Here is a 17,470-nt window from a genome sequence, read left to right as displayed (position 1 = left end):
CCCACGAGACCATGTCCCGAATCCAATCTGTTCTTGATCAATTGCAACGCCAAGGGCGACGCGGCCTGATTCCCTTCATTACGGCGGGCCACCCGAGCGTTGCCGCTACCGTGCCGCTCATGCATGCACTGGTTGCCGGTGGCGCCGACATCATCGAGCTTGGCGTTCCATTCTCAGATCCGATGGCGGATGGCCCGACCATCCAGCGCGCATCCGAGGTCGCGCTCGCCAATGGGATGTCGCTGCGCAAGGTGTTCGGGATGGTCCAGACCTTTCGCGAAACGGACGCTGATACGCCGATCGTTCTGATGGGCTATGCCAATCCGATCGAAGCCATGGGGCTTGAAGGCTTTGTCAAAGCCTCGGTTGAGTCCGGCGTCGATGGTGTGCTTGTTGTGGACTACCCACCTCAGGAGTGCGAAACCTTCGCGGCGACCTGTCGGCAAGCTGGCGTCGATCCCATCTTTCTGCTCGCGCCGACGTCGACTGATCAACGCATCGATGATGTTGCACGTGCAGGCAGCGGCTATATCTATTACGTGTCGCTCAAGGGTGTGACCGGTTCGGCCAAGATCGACCTGGGCGAAGTGGCCAAGCGTATTCCGATGATTCGTGAGCGTGTCGGCATGCCAGTGGGTGTCGGTTTCGGCATCCGCGATGCAGCCTCCGCCAAAGCGATTGGTGAAGTCGCAGACGCGGTGGTTATCGGCAGTCGCATCATCGAGGAAATCGAATCCGCCGGTGAGGCCGATGCGCCCGCACGAGTGACCGCCTTCATGCGCGAAATTCGCGACGCCATCGACAGCATTGGAGCAGGCGCATGAGTTGGTTTCAGAAGCTGCTACCCCCCAAGATCAAGCGCGATGAGGGCGGGGTTCGCAAATCGATACCGGAAGGGCTCTGGAGCAAGTGTGTCGCGTGCGAAGCGGTGCTGTATCGCTCGGACCTTGAGAGCAACCTCAACGTATGTCCCAAATGCGGCCACCATCAGCGGATCGGTGCGCGTGAGCGTCTCGACCTGGTGCTGGATAAGGACGGGCGGATCGAGATCGGTGCTGACGTCCAACCGGTGGACCCGCTCAAGTTCAAGGATCAGAAGCGCTATCCGGATCGTCTCAAGGCCGCGGCACGCGGTACCGGAGAGAAGGATGCGCTCGTGGTCATGCAGGGGGCGATCAAGTCGGTGCCGGCAGTCATGGCCTGTTTCGAATTCGATTTCATGGGCGGCTCGATGGGCTCCGTGGTTGGCGAGCGCTTCGTGCGGGGCGTCCAGACGGCCATTGATCAGCGGACCCCCTTCATATGCGCGACTGCTACGGGCGGTGCCCGCATGCAGGAAGGCCTTTTCTCGTTGATGCAGATGGCCAAGACGACCGCTGCCATCAATCGGCTGGCGCAGGAGAAGCTGCCGTTCATCTCGCTGCTCACGGACCCGACCATGGGGGGGGTGTCCGCAAGTTTCGCCTTCATGGGCGATGTGGTCATTGCCGAACCCAATGCCCTGGTGGGTTTCGCCGGTCCTCGCGTGATCGAGCAGACGGTTCGTGAAACGCTGCCCGACGGGTTTCAGCGAGCCGAATTCCTGCTCGAGAAAGGCGCGATCGACATGATCGTCGATCGTCGCGAGTTGCGCGATCGCCTGGCTGCTCTGCTCACACTGCTGACACGCAAACCTGCCATCAATGTCTGACACGGGGTTGCCCGAGGATCTCGCCGGGTGGCTGGCCCTCATTGAAGCGCGGCACGGGCAGAAAATCGAACTGGGGCTTGAGCGGGTTGCCAGGGTGCGCGATGCACTCGGGCTGACCAGCAATGCGACGATCATCACTGTCGCCGGCACGAATGGCAAAGGGTCAACCTGCGCCATGCTTGAAGCGATCCTGCTGGCCGAGGGCTACAGCGTCGGGCTGTATACGTCGCCGCATCTACTCCGCTACAACGAGCGCGTCAGAATCAATGGTCTCGACATTGACGATGCGTCGTTGGCTGGCGCGTTCGCCCGTGTCGAACAGGCGCGTGGCGAGACCGACCTGACTTACTTCGAACACGGAACGCTGGCTGCATGGGTCTGCTTTGCCGAGCGACCGCTCGATGTGATCATTCTCGAAGTCGGTCTCGGTGGTCGCCTTGATGCCACCAATATCTTCGATTGTGACTGTGCCATCCTCACCAGTATTGCGATGGATCACATGGATTATCTGGGCGACACGCGCGAGGCCATCGGTCGCGAAAAAGCGGGAGTCTTCCGGGCAGGGCGGCCGGCGGTCTGCGCGGATCCCATGCCCACAGACAGCGTTTTCGACGTTGCCAATGAAGTGGGCGCTCATCTTCTGGTCAGTGGTCGCGATTTCGGATTCTCCGGTGATCGCACGCAGTGGGCGTACTGGGGCCCGGCACACAAGCGAGGTGGTCTGGCATATCCGGCGCTGCGCGGTGCCAATCAACTGTTGAATGCCGCGGCAGTAATGACGGCGCTTGATGCCTTGCGTGATCGCATCCCCGTCTCCATGCAGGCTGTTCGCGAAGGTTTGATGCTTGTCGAACTCCCGGGGCGTTTTCAGACCCTGCCAGGGCAGCCCGCCGTGGTGCTCGATGTCGCTCATAACCCACAGGCCGTCGGTGTGCTGGCCGACAACCTCATGAACATGGGGTTCTATCCTGAAACCTGGGCGGTTGTCGGTATGCTCGCCGACAAGTCGATCGAGGCGACCATCGAGCGTATTGCGGAGCGCATCGATCATTGGTTGCCAGTCACTTTGCCCGGGCCGAGAGGGATGTCGGGTGAGGCGCTTGCCGACCGTCTGTCGGCCATGAATCTGAATGTCGCAGAAAGTTACGACTCGCCCGCAGAGGCCTTTCGTGTCGCCCGAGGTCGGGCCACGGAGGGTGATAGAATCGTCGTCTTTGGTTCCTTCCTGACCGTGGCGGACGTCATGTCGGCGATCCGCGCTGAACGCCAGTAATTTCTCGCGATGGCCAACGACGACGCCCAGACCGATCTCAAGAAACGTGCACGCCGCCGTCTGGTGGGTGCCGCCGCACTTGCCCTGTTTGCGGTCATTGTGCTGCCCATGATCATGGACCCGGAGCCCAAACCGGCGGGCGAAGACATCGAAGTGCGCATTCCCCCGCTGTCGGGTGTCAATGTGGCTGAGCGGAGCATCGAGCCTGTTCCCGCACCTGCGGTGAGTGAGCCAGTGGCGCCAGTGCCGGTCAAGGTGCCCGATACGGTCGTTCGTCCGGTCGAGCAGAAGGCGGCGGTTCACCCGGATTTGCCTGAAAAGCAGCCAGAACCCGAGAAGCCAGCGAAAGCCCCGGCCGAGTCACCCAAGACCAGTGCGCCCGTCAAACCAAAATCCGAAGAGGCGGATCGGGTCGCGGCCATTTTGTCGGGTGAGGCAGTTGAAAACGCGACCGGCGGGCCGCAATTTGTCGTTCAGGTGGGGGCCTTTTCCAACGCGTCCAGTGCCTCGGCCCTGGCGGAAAAGATCCGCCAGGCGGGCTTCAAGGCCTACACGCGCAAGATTGGTTCGACGACTCGGGTGCGAGTGGGCCCCTTTGGCGATCGTGACAAGGCCGAGGCTGAGGCCTCCCGTATGTCGGGTAAAGGTTTCAAGGGTGTGGTGATGCCGCGCGGCTGAGCACCGGGCGGATGCACAATGACGATTTTCGATTACGCCTTTCTGGGCCTGATGGCGGTGCTGACGGTGCTGGGCTTCTGGCGAGGGCTGATCAGCGAAGTGCTGGCGCTGGTGGGCTGGATTCTGGCCTTCATCGCTGCCAGACTGTTCGGTACGCAGGCAGCAGTCTTGTTCGTGGAGTGGATTTCGGAACCGGCGTTTGCCTACGTGGCCGGTTTTGTTCTCGTCTTCATTGCGGTTTTACTTTTGGTGGCGATTTGCCGCTATTTGCTCCGGGCACTGATTCGTGCCGTCGGGCTCGGTTTTGTGGACCGTGGTCTCGGTGCCGTGTTCGGTGCGATCAAGGGTTTTGCCATCGCATGTTTGCTGGTGGCGCTGGGTGGCGTGAGTGGTGTGTCTCGTGCCCCCTGGTGGGAGGCAGCGTTGTTTTCACCGCTGCTAGAGACGGCCGTAGTCGCGGCCAAACCGTGGTTGCCACCGTCGGTGGCCGAGCGGGTGCGTTTTCAATAGGTGGATGATCCATGTGCGGGATTTTGGGTGTTGTCGCAACATCGCCAGTCAATCAGTTGCTCTACGACGGTCTTCAGGTGTTGCAGCACCGTGGCCAGGACGCAGCGGGTATTGCGACGAGTGAAGGCGGTCGGTTCTTCATGCACAAGGGCTCCGGCCTGGTGCGTGACGTCTTCCGTACGCGCAACATGCGCAACCTGATTGGCAACTGGGGTGTCGGGCACGTGCGCTACCCGACGGCTGGCTCTGCCTACAACGCCTCAGAGGCTCAACCGTTCTATGTGAATTCGCCCTACGGGCTCATGCTGGCCCATAACGGCAACCTCACCAATTCGGAAGAACTCAAGCGCGAGATGTTTCTCGCGGACCTTCGCCACATCAATACCAATTCGGATTCGGAAGTCCTGCTCAATGTCCTCGCGCACGAATTGCAGGCCGCCTCCAACGGTTGCAAGCTCGACGACAACACGATTTTTGCCGCGGTCAGCAATGTGCACCGCCGTTGTCAGGGGGCATATGCGGCCGTGGTTATGATCGCCGGCGTCGGCCTGCTGGCTTTCCGCGATCCGCACGGCATCCGCCCGCTGGTTCTGGGCAAGAACGAAACCGAGCGCGGAACAGAATGGCTGGTGTCGTCCGAGAGCGTGGCGGTTGATGCCCTGGGCTTCAAGTTGCTGCGCGATGTCGAGCCCGGCGAAGCCGTGCTGGTCGACATGGAGGGTAACTTCCGCTCCCGCGCCTGTGCGCCGCGACAGGTCAAGCACGCCCCCTGCATGTTCGAGTTCGTGTATCTGGCACGACCCGATTCGGTCATCGATGGGGTCTCGGTCTATGAGGCGCGTCTGAAAATGGGCGAGTTCCTCGCTGAAAAATTCAAGCGCACCATGCCACACGTCCATATTGACGTGGTGATTCCAATTCCCGATTCGAGCCGTCCGGCCGCGCTGGAAATGGCCAACTGTATGGGCGTGGCGTACCGGGAAGGTTTCGTGAAGAACCGCTACATCGGTCGCACCTTCATCATGCCGGGTCAGGCCGTTCGCCGGAAGTCGGTCAGGCAGAAGCTCAACACCATCCATCAGGAGTTCAAGGGCAAGAGTGTCCTGCTGGTGGACGACTCCATCGTGCGCGGCACGACGAGTCAGGAAATCGTCAACATGGCCCGTGATGCGGGCGCCACCAAGGTCTACTTTGCCTCGGCGGCGCCACCTGTCCGATTCGCCAATGTTTACGGTATCGACATGCCAACCCGGGCCGAGCTGATTGCATCGGATCGCGACGATGACGCCATCTGCCGCGAAATTGGTGCCGATGGCCTGATCTATCAGGATCTGGATGACCTGAGGCTGTCCGTCCAGGCAATCAATCCCGCGCTCAATTTCTTCGAAACCTCCTGTTTCGATGGATGCTACGTGACCGGTGACGTCACTGCCGAGTACCTGGCCGGGATCGAGGACCAGCGCGGGTCGCCTCCGGTGACCGTCGAAGACGCGGACGGTGCCGCCACCAATCAACTGGATCTGAATCTCGCCAGCGAGACGCAGGACTGACACGTGGTTAAGAAGCAAGCCCCCTTCGTGCAGGACTTCGATACGCTGGCGATCCGCACCGGTATCGATCGCAGCCATTTCAACGAACACAGCGAGGCCATGTTCCTGACCTCGAGCTTCGTGTTCGATTCGGCAGCGCAGGCTGCCGCGCGCTTTTCCGGTGAGGAAGAGGGCTACGTGTATGCCCGCTTCACCAATCCGACCGTGACGGCGATGCAGGAACGTCTGGCTGCGCTGGAAGGCGCCGAGGCTTGCATTGCCACGGCATCCGGCATGGCCGCGATCATGGCCATGGTGATGGCGCTGCTCAAGCAGGGTGATCACATCGTCGCCTCACAAGGTCTGTTCGGTTCCACGCAACAGCTGTTCGGCAATATTTTCAGCAAGTTCGGCATCGAGACAACCTTTGTTCCCGCAGCCGACGTGCCTGCCTACGAGAAGGCAATTCGCCCCGAGACCAAGCTGATCTTCGTCGAGACGCCGTCGAACCCGCTCACTGAGCTCGTCGATATTGCCGCCGTTGCTGATGTGGCTCATCGACACGGGGTTCTGCTGGCCGTCGACAACTGCTTCTGTTCCCCGGCGTTGCAACAACCGCTCAAACTGGGTGCCGACATCGTGATCCACTCGGCCACCAAGTATCTGGACGGTCAGGGCAGGGTGCTTGGCGGTGCCGTGGTCGGCAGCAAGGTGCTCATGGACGAGGTGTTCAAGTTTCTGCGCACGGCCGGGCCGACCCTGAGCCCCTTCAATGCGTGGATTATCCTCAAAGGCCTGGAAACCCTCCGGTTGCGGATGGAAGCTCAAAGCCATACCGCAATGGCGCTGGCGCAGTGGCTCGAAGGCCAGCCGTGGGTTGATCGTGTTTATTACCCCGGGCTGCCGTCGCATTCGCAGCATGAGCTGGCCAAGCGTCAGCAGCGCCTGGCCGGTGCCATCGTGAGTTTCGATGTCAAAGGTGGACGCGAAGCGGCATGGCGCCTGATCGATTCGACACGCATGATTTCGATCACGGCCAACCTGGGTGACACCAAGTCCACCATCACGCATCCTGCATCGACGACGCACGGCCGCATATCCGCGGAAGCACGTGCGGCGATGGGGGTCAGCGAGGGGCTTCTGAGGGTTGCGGTCGGACTTGAATCGCTGCAGGACCTGCAGGCGGACCTGTCGCGTGGAGGCGCCTGAGCGCGCGTTCCTGCCGTAGTCAGTCGGACAGATCTGCGGCGCGCGAGAGTGCGCCGGACCGGCTGACAATGCACGGCGCGTTACCATGCCAGTCGGCGAGAACCCAGCGTTCGCACGCAGTGCCATTGATTGTCATGGCGTGTGTCGCCGGGCGATGGGTGTGGCCATGGATCATGTGCTCACAGTCATGCGCGAGAAACGCTGCTCTGACCGCGTCTTCGTTCACATCCATGATCTCCATCGCGTTGACCTGTTTCGCTGCTTCGCTGTGCTCACGCACCTGCGCAATGATGGCCTTGCGTTCGGAGAGCGGCTTGGCCAGAAACGCCTTTTGCCAGACAGGGTTTCTGACTTGCGCCCTGAAGTCCTGATAGGCGTGATCGTCAGTGCACAGGGTATCGCCGTGAAGCAATAGGACGCGATGTCCGGCGGTCTCGATCACTGTCGGGTCGTTCAACAGGCGGATGCCAGTGACGTCGCTGAAGCGCTGACCGATCAGGAAATCCCTGTTCCCGGCCATGAAGGCCACTTCCGTACCGTGGTCGACCAGCGTGCGAAGACGCTCGCACACGCCGGTGTTGAACGGTGTGTCGATATCGTCGTCGCCGGCCCAGTACTCGAAGAGATCGCCCAGTATGAACAGTCGCTGTGCCGTGGTGGCCGCCCCGGCCAGAAAAGCGAAAAACGCCCGAACGGTGTCGGGCGTTTCGGCGGACAGGTGCAGGTCCGCAATGAAGATGTCGTCAATGGGGGGATTCAAACCCTCAGACCACTTCCGCACGTTCGATGACGACGTTCTCTGCCGGTACGTCCTGGTGGAAGCCTGACGAGCGCGTCTGGACACTCTTGATGGCATCGACCACATCCATGCCGTCGATGACACGACCGAACACACAGTAACCCCAGCCTTGTGCGGACGGCGCGCGGAAGTTGAGGAAGTCGTTGTCGGCCACATTGATGAAGAATTGCGCGGTGGCAGAATGCGGATCCTGCGTGCGTGCCATGGCAATGGTGCCGCGCTCGTTCTTCAGGCCGTTATCCGCCTCGTTCTTGACCGGCGCGTTGGTGCCTTTCTGGTTCATGCCCGGTTCGAAGCCACCGCCCTGGATCATGAAACCGTCGATCACCCGATGGAACAGTGTGTTGTCGTAATGACCCGCTTCCACGTAGGCGATGAAGTTCTTGACCGTCTCGGGCGCTTTGTCCGCGTCGAGTTCGAGTGTGATGACGCCATGGTTGGTATGCAGTTTGACCGCCATGCGGGGTCCTCCTTGTTTCGATTGAATTCGGTATTACTGTGCTGAAACGATGCGCGCCTGACGGATGATCACGTCCTGGGCGGGAACGTCGCCATGGTAACCCTTCTGCGTAGTCCGCACTTTTGCGATCTTCATCACGACATCCAGTCCGTCAGTGACTTTACCGAACACCGCGTAGCCCCATCCGTCGAACGAAGGGTAGTCCAGCGAAGTGTTGTCGGCCACGTTGATGAAGAACTGCGCAGTAGCGGAGTGCGGATCCTGCGTGCGTGCCATGGCGATGGTGCCAACCGCGTTCTTGAGGCCATTCTTTGCTTCGTTGGGAATCGGGGCGCGCGTCTCTTTCTGAGTCATGCCCGGCTCGAAACCACCACCCTGAATCATGAAGCCATCGATGACACGATGAAAGATCGTACCGTTATAGAAACCGCTGCGCACATAGGCGAGGAAGTTCTCGGTGCTTTTCGGCGCGGCCTCGGCATTGAGTTCCAGCGTGATGTTGCCTTCACTGGTTTCCAGTTCGACGGTCGGTGCCGCCATGATGAGGCCGCTGGCGAGGGTCATCGCCAGGCCCAGCAAAAATGATTTCATTGAGGTCTCCAACGGGCTCAGGCGGCGCCTTCGTAGGCGATACGCCACTGGCCATTTTCCTTGATCCAGTACTGACGTTTGCGACTGGTGTCGGTGAAGTTGTTGCTCTTGTATTCCTGTTCAAAGATCACTTCGACCACCCCGTCGTTGCCGGGGCTGCGCAGCATGCTGACGCGGTTGATCCCCACCTTGATCCAGGATTTGCCTCGACCGACAGCGCGCTTGCGCTGCTTCCACTGGGCCAGATTCTGGTTGTCGCTCTTGAACTCGCGAGCATAGTGCGCCAGGTAGCGCTCGACATCGCGACTCTCCCAGTCCTGTCGCCAGGCTTCGATCGCGGCGTTCAGCGAGGTGCGTTCCGATTGCCAGTCGTCCAGGTTCAGCCATTCGATTTCGTTGCTGATGATGACTGGCGTCAGCCCGACCTGAACGTAGTTCGATAAGGCATTGAAATCCTGATTGGCGAGTACAACACAGCCTTCGGAGGCCTTGGGCGGGCGGGAGTATGTGTCGTAGGGAACGCCGTGCAGCCAGATCCCGTATCCGGTCCGGCCCAGGCGCTTGTCCCATGGATTGGGATAGTTGATCGGGAACGCGCCATCACCGTAGAGCTCGGGCAGCTTGCCGCCGTCGATCTGTGAGACCACGTGATAGACGCCCACCGGCGTTTTCATATCGCCCTCGAACATTTTCTCGGCACCGGCCTTGCCATGGCTTGCATAGAAGTCGGCGACGAACCGGGGCGTTCCGTTGTCGTTGCGATAGACGTAAAGACGCGCCCGGCGTGTGTCGACGACCACCGCGTACTTCTGGTCGGCCCCCATCTGCATCAGATAGCGGGGAACATATTTCGCGTTCGGCTTTTCCCGATAGGCCCGCAGGCGCACGATGGCCTCATCGCGCAGGTCGGCGATCTGCGCCTTGTCGGCGCGCACGTTGCCAAAAGTGGTCAGCGGCTGGGCGCGGGCAAGCAGAAGATCGCCCTTGATCAGGTTGGCAAGCCGGAAGTTGGGGTACACCTTCAGGAGTGCCTCGGTGCGATCAAGGGCCACGTCCAGCTGATTCTGGTCAATGGCGGCAAAGACTTTTTCGAGGTCGGCCTCCGGTCCGTTATCGCTGACCGTGGCGGCGCTCGCCGGCAGCGCGAAGGCAGCCAGCAGGACAAGCAGGCAACTGACGATGTGCTTCATGTTCAATGGCTTCCGATCAGTTCCTGAGTGATCTTCCACCGGCCATCACGCAGTACCATCTTCAGCGTCTTGGTCGTGTCGCCTTTGAACGTGGGAGAGCGATATTGCTGACGGAAGACGGCCGAAGCGCTGTCTTTGCCCGTGACGCGGATGGACAGATTGTCGACATCGACGTGGATGTCGCCCGCGCGATCACCGATCCGCTGCTTACGCTCCGTGCGCCAGCGCGACAGCGACTGACCGCCACCCGGGTTGAAATCCTTTGCGTAGAAGCTGTAGTAGGCCGGCATGTCCTTGCTGGACCATGCTTGCGCCCATGCCAGGACAGCGGTCTCGATCGCGGCCTCTGCCGTCGCGGTGGACGGCGGGCTCACGGTCGGTGCCGGTTCAGGTTTGACCGGTTCGGCGACGGGTTCAGGTTTGACCGGTTCGGGATTGGCCGGCGGCGGGGCGGGTGGGGTGGGGACTGCTTCCGGTGCCGGTGCCGGCTTTGGGGGCTCGACAGGTTTCGGTTGTTCGACAGGCGGCTTGGGTTGTGGGGCGGGCGCTGGCGCTGCCTCGGGTGTCGGGGTGGCTGCGGCGACCATGGTGGCCTCGCCCTGGCCTGAAACCGTCATGAGCTGGCGAATCAGCGCCAGCTTGGACTGGGCGGCGGCATTGCCCGAGTCGATCTGCAGGGCCTTGTCATACGCCTGCTTGGCGAGGCGGGCATAGACGTCGCCGAGGTTTTCGTGGGCGGTGGCGTAGCTCGGGTGCGTGCGAATGGCCATTTCGAGGGCATTCTTCGCCTTGTCGAATTCGCTTTGCTGCGCATAGAGGACAGCAAGATTGTTATAAGGCTCCGGCAGCTCCGGGTAGTCCTCGGTCAGCTGCTTGAAAACCGTGATGGCGTCGCTCGGGCGATCCATCTCGGCCAGTGCGATGCCCTTGAGGAATCGCGTCTGGGGATCCCGCGGAGTGCTCTGCAGGTCCTTGTCGGCGACGCTCAGGGCATCGGAATAGCGTCCGCTTTCGATCAGTGCCTGGATGTCCTTGACGGCCGAAAACGCCGGTTGCGACGCTATGAGCGCAAGGACCAGGACGGTACTGCGTGTTCGAAAGAAGGGTGTTTTCATTGTGTTATAATTCGCCGCCTGGTTGCTGCGGCTGAAAGCCTTGATTAACGCGGCATTCTACCAACAAAACCACTTCAGAGTCTCAACCGGAACGCCACCGCCGCCGGTCGTTGGCGGGTTCATGAAAGAGCCCGCTTTTTTTGCGGTTGCAGCGACTTCTGGCCCCATGTTCGAGTCACACAATAATGCTGACGATCTACAACTCCCTGACCCGGGAGAAGGAAAGCTTCAAACCCATCGAACCCGGCAAGGTACGCATGTATGTGTGCGGCATGACCGTGTACGACCTGTGTCACCTTGGTCACGCCCGCGTCATGGTGGTGTTCGATCTGGTGGTGCGCTGGTTGCGCGCCAGCGGCTTTGATGTGACCTACGTACGAAACATCACCGACATCGACGACAAGATCATCAAACGTGCGCTGGACAATGGCGAGTCGATTCGTGCACTCACGGACCGTTTCATCGCCGCCATGCACGAGGATGCCGACGCGCTGGGGGTGCAGCGTCCCGATCATGAGCCTCGCGCGACCGAGCATGTCGGCGAGATGCTGGCGATGATCGAGTCGCTCCAGGCAAACGGTCTGGCCTACGTGGCCAAGAACCGGGACGTATGCTATTCGGTACGCAAGTTCGAAGGCTATGGCCGGCTGTCGGGAAAGTCGCTGGACGATCTTCGCGCTGGAGAGCGCGTCGATGTTGCCGACGGCAAGCATGACCCGCTCGATTTCGTGCTCTGGAAGCATGCCAAGGCCGGTGAGCCCGACGAGGCGCGGTGGCCGTCCCCATGGGGCGAAGGGCGCCCGGGCTGGCACATCGAGTGCTCGGCGATGAGTCAGGCGCTGCTGGGTGAGCATTTCGACATTCACGGCGGCGGTCAGGATCTGCAGTTTCCCCACCATGAGAACGAGATCGCCCAGAGCGAGGGCGCACACAGCCACACCTACGTCAATTACTGGATGCACAATGGTTTCGTGCGCGTCGATGATGAAAAGATGTCCAAGAGTCTGGGCAACTTCTTCACCATTCGTGACGTGCTCAAGGCCTACGACCCAGAGGTCGTCCGCTTTTTCATCCTGCGCGCGCATTATCGCAGTCCGCTGAACTACAGCGATGCGCACCTCAATGATGCGCGTCAGTCGCTGACCCGCCTGTACACGGCGCTCAAGCATGCGCCGGATGAAGACGCTGCGGTCGACTGGTCAGGCCCATGGGCGGCCCGTTTCAAGGCGGCCATGGATGACGATTTCAACACTGCGGGTGCCGTGTCGGTGCTCTTTGAAATGGCCACGGAGGTCAACCGCTCCGAGGATGCCGCGCTGGCGCAGCAGTTGCGGGCGATGGCCAATGTGCTGGGACTGCTGGAGCGCACGGCCACCGAGTTCCTTCAGGGTGACACCGGATCGGATGATGTGGATGCCGAGGCGATTGAAGCGGCGATCGTGCAGCGCGCTGAAGCGAAAAAAGCGAAGGATTTTGCGACGGCCGACCGTATCCGTGCCGAACTGGCGGACGCAGGTATCGTGCTCGAAGACGGTCCTGGCGGCACGGTCTGGCGCCGTTCGTGAAACAGCTGACATCTTTGTCACGGCAGGCTCAATCCGTACACGGCACAATCTGACCCCATGTCCAGATCAAGTTCAACCGCGCATTGGATCGGTCACACCGATTGCGTGACCTGCCCGGTCAGGCGATCGGCGCTGTTTTCCGTTCTGCAACCCGAGCACATGTCGATGGTGCACGACTGTTTCGACGACCTGAAATTCAGCTCGAAACAGGTGCTTTACCACCAGGGGGCAAAGAGCGAGGCGCTCTATACCGTGCGTGAAGGCGCGGTCAAGCTCGTGCGTCATGGCGCCGACGGGACGGCCCGCATCGTGCGCATTGTCAAACCGGGCGATCTGGCGGGGCTCGAGGTCCTGAGTGGCCGTGAGTACGATGCCTCTGCGATTGCGGTGGGGCCGGTGCGCATCTGCCGCTTGCCGCTGGCCTCGGTCGAAAAGCTCAAGTCGCTGGATGCGGGGGTCGGCGAGCGCATGCTTGAAAAGGCTTCCGATGCCTTGTCCGAAGCCCAGGCCTGGCTGGCTGAACTGACGGCAGGGAGTGCGCCGGCACGCGTCCGGGTCGCACGACTGCTGCTGCGCCTCAGGACTCACGACAAAGGCAGCCAGATCATCCGCCTTGCGTCCGCCGATATCGCGGCGATTCTTGGTATCACCGTCGAGACGGCGAGTCGCGTCATGGCGGCATTCAAGCGCGAAAGCATTCTCACTCCGCCGGAGCCGGGTAGTGCGGTCATGGGAGCTGATATCGGCGCATTGGAAATCGAAGCGGAAAGCGTGGATTTCTGATCATCAGCCTCGGCAGACAATGAAAAAAGGCGTTCCTCGGAACGCCTTTTTTCACGACTGTCCAGAACGTCAGCGCAGGATGCGTCCGTTGCGATCCAGAATCGTCAGCTCAACGAACGTTGAACCTGAGTGGTTGCTTGGCGTGAAACTGACCTTGAAGCCCTTGAGCTCGAAGGGTGCCTGTTCGAGCGCAGCCACAAGTTTCTCGCGCGTGGGCTCGCCGTCGATTCTGCGGATTGCCTCGATCATGACCCGACCGGCCACATAACCTTCAAGGCCGTAATAGGACGGTTCGGCCTTTGCATCCGTCTTTGCCAGTGCTGCCTTGTAGTCGCGCACGAGTTTGAGTGCATCGTTCCACGGATACGGCATGACCTGGGTGATGCCGATGCCGCGTGCGTTCTCCGCGCCCATCTCCTTGACCAGCAGGTCTGCGCCAATGGGTGAAAGGGTGACGAATTGCGGCTGATGACCGGCTGCGCGCATGGCCTTGACGAAGGCCGCCGTGGGCTTGAGCAGCGTCACCATCACCACCGCCTGCGGATTGGCAGCGGAGATCGTCTTGACCGCTGCAGATGCATCGGTGGCATTGCGCTCGATAGGGGCAATGGCGCTGGCCTTCAGCCCGTGTTTTTCGAGCGTTCTGGTGACACCATCGAGCCCCGATTTGCCAAAGCCATCATCCTGATAGAACACCGCGATGTTTGAGATGCCGATGCCGACCAGGTGATCCACGATCGCGGCTGTTTCGTCGGCGTAGCTCGCGCGCAGGTTGAACATGTAGGGATTGACCGGGTCACGGAGTGTGCCGGCGCCACTGATGGTGCCAACAAGGGGAACCTTGGCTTCACTGAACACCTTCATGGCAGCCGTTGTCGGGCTCGAGCCATAGAAGGCCAGGAGGGCGAACACCTTCTCCTGTTCGATCAACTGCTTGGTGTTGGCCACACTGCGCTCGGTTTCGTAGCCATCGTCCAGCGCAGTGAGCCTGAGTTTGCGTCCGTTGATGCCGCCGCTGGCATTGACTTCGCTGAATGCCGCTTCGACGCCACCGCGCATGGTGATGCCGTATTCACCGTTAGGGCCGCTGAATGGGGAGGACATCCCCAGATGTATGCTGGAGGCGGTCACCCCAGGATCGGCGTGACCGGTAAGGCTGAACAGGGCGCTGGCCGCTAGCGCAAGAAAAGCGCGGCCCAGAGTGTGGTATCGCATTGGTTCTCTTGTATTTTTTAGGTTTGGTGTGATCTGCCCGAGTATATCGAAGTTGATAACGCCGACTCTCAAATTCGAAAGACTCTGCGAAATCTGCATGTCTCTGCTATGCAGAACGGCAGTTCGCTGTGGGACTTGAGGCGCGGATGAAGCCAGCCGGACAGGGGCCGGCAGGCGTTCGATCCAGGCCTCAGTGGGTGAAACGACCGTGATTGACCAGGGACAGATCTACGTACTGTGATCCGGCGTGACGCTCCGCGCTATAGCTCAGGGTGTAGCCCCCGGCGTCGTAGCGTTTCATGCTCCCGAGTGCTGAGATGAAGTCGTTTCGGGTCGGGTTTTCTCCTGCGCGTTCGAGCGCTTCGGCAAAGGTCTTTGCAGCGATATAACCCTCCAGCCCGGCATAGGTCGGCGTTTGCCCGCTGGTTTCGCTTGCTTGCCGGTAAGTCGCGGCTACCGGCGCTTCGAGACGGTAAGGAGACGGCACCACCTGGGTCACCACCATGCCGTTTGCAAGCTCACCCAGTTCACTGAGCAGGGCGGTGGAACTCAGGACAGACAGACCATAGAGCTGAGGATGAACGTCTGCGCTTCGGCCCGGATCAACTGACTTGAACTGCTGCCCGCCGTGATCATGATCAGCGCGGCTGGATTGATTCGGGCAAGCTCATTCACCACTGCAACCGCATCGCTGCCGTCAGGTCGGATGGACAGGGTCGCGACCGGTTTGACCTGGCGCGTGCTCATGGCGGCCAGTGCTGCGCTCAAGCCGGCTTTGCCGAAGTCGTCGTCGTGGTGAACAATGGCAATGTTCCCGACACCCAACATGGTGAGGTGCTCGACGATCTTTTCGATCTCCTCGTCGTAGGACGCACGTACGTGGAAGGTGAACGGGAATTCGGCGCTACGCACGCTGCTGGCCGCGGAGTAGGGGGCGAAGAACGGAACCGCGCGTGACGAAGCAAAGGGCAGGACTTTCATGGAAGGGCCGGTGCCAAAGCAGGCGAAGAGCGCAAAAACACGTTTTTCTTCGATGAGTTTGCGGGCGTTTTCGAGTGCGCGATCCGGGTCGTAGCCATCGTCCATCGTCAGCATCCGGATCTTGCGTCCATGGACGCCACCACGGGTATTCAAGGCGTCGAAATACAGTTGGGCGCCTGCGGTAAAGGCCTGGTTATGGCTGGCCAGCGTGCCCGTCTGGGAGCCGGTCTGGCCGATCAGCACTTCGGTCGCGCTGATGCCCGCTTCGGCGCCGACCTGGGTGGCGCACAGGAGCCCCACGATCGGAAGTGTTGTTCGGATGGCGCGGATGATCGCGTCCCGGCGCGCGATCAGGCGCGCCTTCCAATGATTTGGCGTCATGTTTCCCTCAATTCACCGGTTGAATTAAAACGAACGTCGGTTCGTTGTTTCGGCGACACTCTGGCGTTTACCGCTCGATTTGACTGTGCCGTGGTTTTCTCCGCACCAGGGCGGACTCAGATAGGGTGATGGACCTGCAGATAGGCGTCAGCCCAACGGCCACCCATGCGGAGTATATGGCAAGTGTCTAATATTGCCCCCGTGCGCGGTGCTTGATCTGCCAAGAACTTCGCATTGAGTGTGAACGAAAAAACCCGGCCGTGTGGCCGGGCTCTCGATGGTCTGGTCGGAGAGACTTACTGGAAGAAATCCTTGACCTTGTCCATCCATGACTTCGCCTTCGGATTGTGCTTGTGCTCGTTCTCCATGGCGATGCTGTTGAATTCTTCGAGCAGTTCTTTCTGACGGTCTGTGAGCTTGACCGGTGTCTCGACCAGTACATGGCACATCAAGTCGCCATGCGCATGCGTGCGCACGTTCTGGATGCCCTTGCCGCGCAGACGGAAGACCTTGCCTGTCTGGGTCTCGGTCGGGATCTTGATACGGGCCATGCCGTCGAGGGTCGGAATCTCGATTTCGCCGCCCAGCGCCGCCGTGGCGAAGCTGATCGGCATTTCACAGTGCAGATCGTCCCCGTTGCGCTGGAAGACCGAATGCGGCTTGATGTGAATCTCCACGTACAGGTCGCCGGCAGGGCCACCATTGATGCCGGGCTCGCCATGCCCCCCATGACGAAGGCGCATGCCATCGTCGATGCCGGCAGGGATCTTCACCTCGAGGGTCTTCTGCTTCTTGACGCGACCCGTGCCGTGGCAGCTGCCGCAGGGGTCCGGGATGTACGAACCCGATCCGTGGCACTTCGGGCAGGTCTGCTGAATCGAGAAAAAGCCTTGCTGCATGCGCACCTGACCGGCGCCGCCGCAGGTGGGGCAGGGCTTGGCCTCGCTGCCGGGCTTGGCGCCTGAACCGCCACACTTATCGCAGTTTTCCTGCGTGGGAATGCGGATGGTCTTCTCGGCGCCGCGGGCCGCCTCTTCGAGGGAGATTTCCAGGTTGTAGCGCAGGTCGGCGCCCCGGTAGACGTTCGAACGCCCGCCGCGCGCACCGCCACCGCCGAAGATATCGCCAAAGATGTCGCTGAAGGCGTCGGCAAAACCATCGAAACCTTGTGCGCCGCGTCCAGCGCCCATGCTCGGGTCGACCCCGGCGTGGCCATACTGGTCGTAGGCGGCTCGCTTGTCTGGCTCGGAGAGGATTTCGTAGGCCTCTTTGACCTCCTTGAATTTCTCTTCCGACTCCTTGTCGCCTGGATTGCGGTCCGGGTGGAATTTCATCGCGAGCTTGCGATAAGCCTTCTTCAGGTCGGCCTCGTTGACGTCGCGATTGACGCCCAGCACTTCATAGTAATCACGCTTCGACATGGGGTAATTCCAGCTTGCTCTGTCGTGGAAAGGCCGGACCGGCCTGCACACGAGGTGCAGTGCGGTCCGGCCGGGGTGTC

Annotated in this window: 16 protein-coding genes and 1 pseudogene; 9 read left to right on the top strand and 8 right to left on the bottom strand. The window is 60.7% G+C overall.

The window, feature by feature from the left end; genetic code table 11:
- The first annotated feature begins 11 nt into the window (after window positions 1-11).
- The 7 genes from trpA to J0W34_RS12325 are packed head-to-tail and all read left to right on the top strand — an operon-like array spanning window position 12 to window position 6,889.
- Window positions 12-824, top strand: coding sequence for a tryptophan synthase subunit alpha (gene trpA, locus J0W34_RS12355; RefSeq protein WP_230968990.1), 813 nt, complete (start codon window positions 12-14; stop codon window positions 822-824).
- A complete protein-coding gene (accD, locus tag J0W34_RS12350) occupies window positions 821-1,690 on the top strand; it encodes an acetyl-CoA carboxylase, carboxyltransferase subunit beta (protein ID WP_227814226.1) in 870 nt (289 codons plus the stop codon). The genes trpA and accD overlap by 4 nt, the downstream gene beginning before the upstream one ends.
- Window positions 1,683-2,963 carry a bifunctional tetrahydrofolate synthase/dihydrofolate synthase gene (gene folC, locus J0W34_RS12345; protein ID WP_230968989.1) on the top strand — a complete coding sequence of 427 codons (1,281 nt, stop codon included), beginning with the start codon at window positions 1,683-1,685 and terminating at the stop codon, window positions 2,961-2,963. The genes accD and folC overlap by 8 nt, the downstream gene beginning before the upstream one ends.
- A gap of 9 nt (window positions 2,964-2,972) precedes the next feature.
- Window positions 2,973-3,641 carry an SPOR domain-containing protein gene (locus J0W34_RS12340; protein ID WP_230968988.1) on the top strand — a complete coding sequence of 223 codons (669 nt, stop codon included), beginning with the start codon at window positions 2,973-2,975 and terminating at the stop codon, window positions 3,639-3,641.
- Window positions 3,642-3,659: 18 nt separating this feature from the next.
- The gene (locus J0W34_RS12335) at window positions 3,660-4,151 is read left to right on the top strand and encodes a CvpA family protein (RefSeq protein WP_230968987.1); all 492 of its coding nucleotides are present in this window, start codon (window positions 3,660-3,662) and stop codon (window positions 4,149-4,151) included.
- An 11-nt stretch (window positions 4,152-4,162) separates the two neighbouring features.
- Window positions 4,163-5,701, top strand: a complete 1,539-nt coding sequence (purF, locus tag J0W34_RS12330) for an amidophosphoribosyltransferase (protein ID WP_227814230.1) — start codon at window positions 4,163-4,165, stop codon at window positions 5,699-5,701.
- Window positions 5,702-5,704: 3 nt separating this feature from the next.
- Window positions 5,705-6,889, top strand: a complete 1,185-nt coding sequence (locus J0W34_RS12325) for an O-succinylhomoserine sulfhydrylase (RefSeq protein ID WP_230968986.1) — start codon at window positions 5,705-5,707, stop codon at window positions 6,887-6,889.
- Window positions 6,890-6,908: 19 nt separating this feature from the next.
- Here J0W34_RS12325 and J0W34_RS12320 read toward each other — a convergent pair whose 3' ends face one another.
- From J0W34_RS12320 to J0W34_RS12300, 5 genes are read right to left on the bottom strand one after another with little or no spacing between them, the layout of a single operon-like run.
- The gene (locus J0W34_RS12320) at window positions 6,909-7,649 is read right to left on the bottom strand and encodes a UDP-2,3-diacylglucosamine diphosphatase (protein WP_230968985.1); all 741 of its coding nucleotides are present in this window, start codon (window positions 7,647-7,649) and stop codon (window positions 6,909-6,911) included.
- 4 nt (window positions 7,650-7,653) lie between these two features.
- On the bottom strand, window positions 7,654-8,148 hold the full coding sequence (locus tag J0W34_RS12315) for a peptidylprolyl isomerase (protein ID WP_230968984.1): 495 nt from the start codon (window positions 8,146-8,148) through the stop codon (window positions 7,654-7,656).
- A 33-nt stretch (window positions 8,149-8,181) separates the two neighbouring features.
- Window positions 8,182-8,739: a peptidylprolyl isomerase gene (locus tag J0W34_RS12310; protein WP_227814234.1), complete on the bottom strand. Its 558-nt coding sequence runs from the start codon at window positions 8,737-8,739 to the stop codon at window positions 8,182-8,184.
- Between the two features lie 17 nt (window positions 8,740-8,756).
- Complete coding sequence (locus tag J0W34_RS12305; RefSeq protein ID WP_230968983.1) at window positions 8,757-9,929, bottom strand: L,D-transpeptidase family protein; 1,173 nt, start codon at window positions 9,927-9,929, stop codon at window positions 8,757-8,759.
- A gap of 2 nt (window positions 9,930-9,931) precedes the next feature.
- Window positions 9,932-11,044, bottom strand: coding sequence for a nuclear transport factor 2 family protein (locus J0W34_RS12300; RefSeq protein ID WP_230968982.1), 1,113 nt, complete (start codon window positions 11,042-11,044; stop codon window positions 9,932-9,934).
- Window positions 11,045-11,229: 185 nt separating this feature from the next.
- Between J0W34_RS12300 and cysS the strand changes: the two genes are divergently transcribed.
- Both cysS and J0W34_RS12290 read left to right on the top strand, forming a co-directional pair.
- Entirely contained in the window at window positions 11,230-12,609 is a 1,380-nt protein-coding gene (gene cysS, locus J0W34_RS12295) for a cysteine--tRNA ligase (protein ID WP_230968981.1), read from the top strand.
- 57 nt (window positions 12,610-12,666) lie between these two features.
- Window positions 12,667-13,392 (top strand): Crp/Fnr family transcriptional regulator, encoded by a 726-nt coding sequence (locus tag J0W34_RS12290; RefSeq protein WP_230968980.1) that lies wholly within the window; start codon window positions 12,667-12,669, stop codon window positions 13,390-13,392.
- Window positions 13,393-13,461: 69 nt separating this feature from the next.
- Here J0W34_RS12290 and J0W34_RS12285 read toward each other — a convergent pair whose 3' ends face one another.
- The 3 genes and pseudogenes from J0W34_RS12285 to dnaJ all read right to left on the bottom strand — a co-directional run bounded on the left by J0W34_RS12285 (window position 13,462) and on the right by dnaJ (window position 17,390).
- Window positions 13,462-14,607, bottom strand: a complete 1,146-nt coding sequence (locus tag J0W34_RS12285; RefSeq protein WP_230968979.1) for an ABC transporter substrate-binding protein — start codon at window positions 14,605-14,607, stop codon at window positions 13,462-13,464.
- Between the two features lie 190 nt (window positions 14,608-14,797).
- A pseudogene (locus J0W34_RS12280) lies at window positions 14,798-15,969 on the bottom strand (ABC transporter substrate-binding protein).
- A 296-nt stretch (window positions 15,970-16,265) separates the two neighbouring features.
- Window positions 16,266-17,390 carry a molecular chaperone DnaJ gene (dnaJ, locus tag J0W34_RS12275; RefSeq protein ID WP_227814241.1) on the bottom strand — a complete coding sequence of 375 codons (1,125 nt, stop codon included), beginning with the start codon at window positions 17,388-17,390 and terminating at the stop codon, window positions 16,266-16,268.
- Window positions 17,391-17,470: the final 80 nt, after the last annotated feature.

Origin of the sequence: Nitrogeniibacter aestuarii, assembly GCF_017309585.1 — a bacterium.
GTDB classification, from domain to species: domain Bacteria; phylum Pseudomonadota; class Gammaproteobacteria; order Burkholderiales; family Rhodocyclaceae; genus Nitrogeniibacter; species Nitrogeniibacter aestuarii.
Note: the sequence above shows the minus strand (reverse complement) of the source record. Positions and strands in the feature narration are given on the sequence as shown.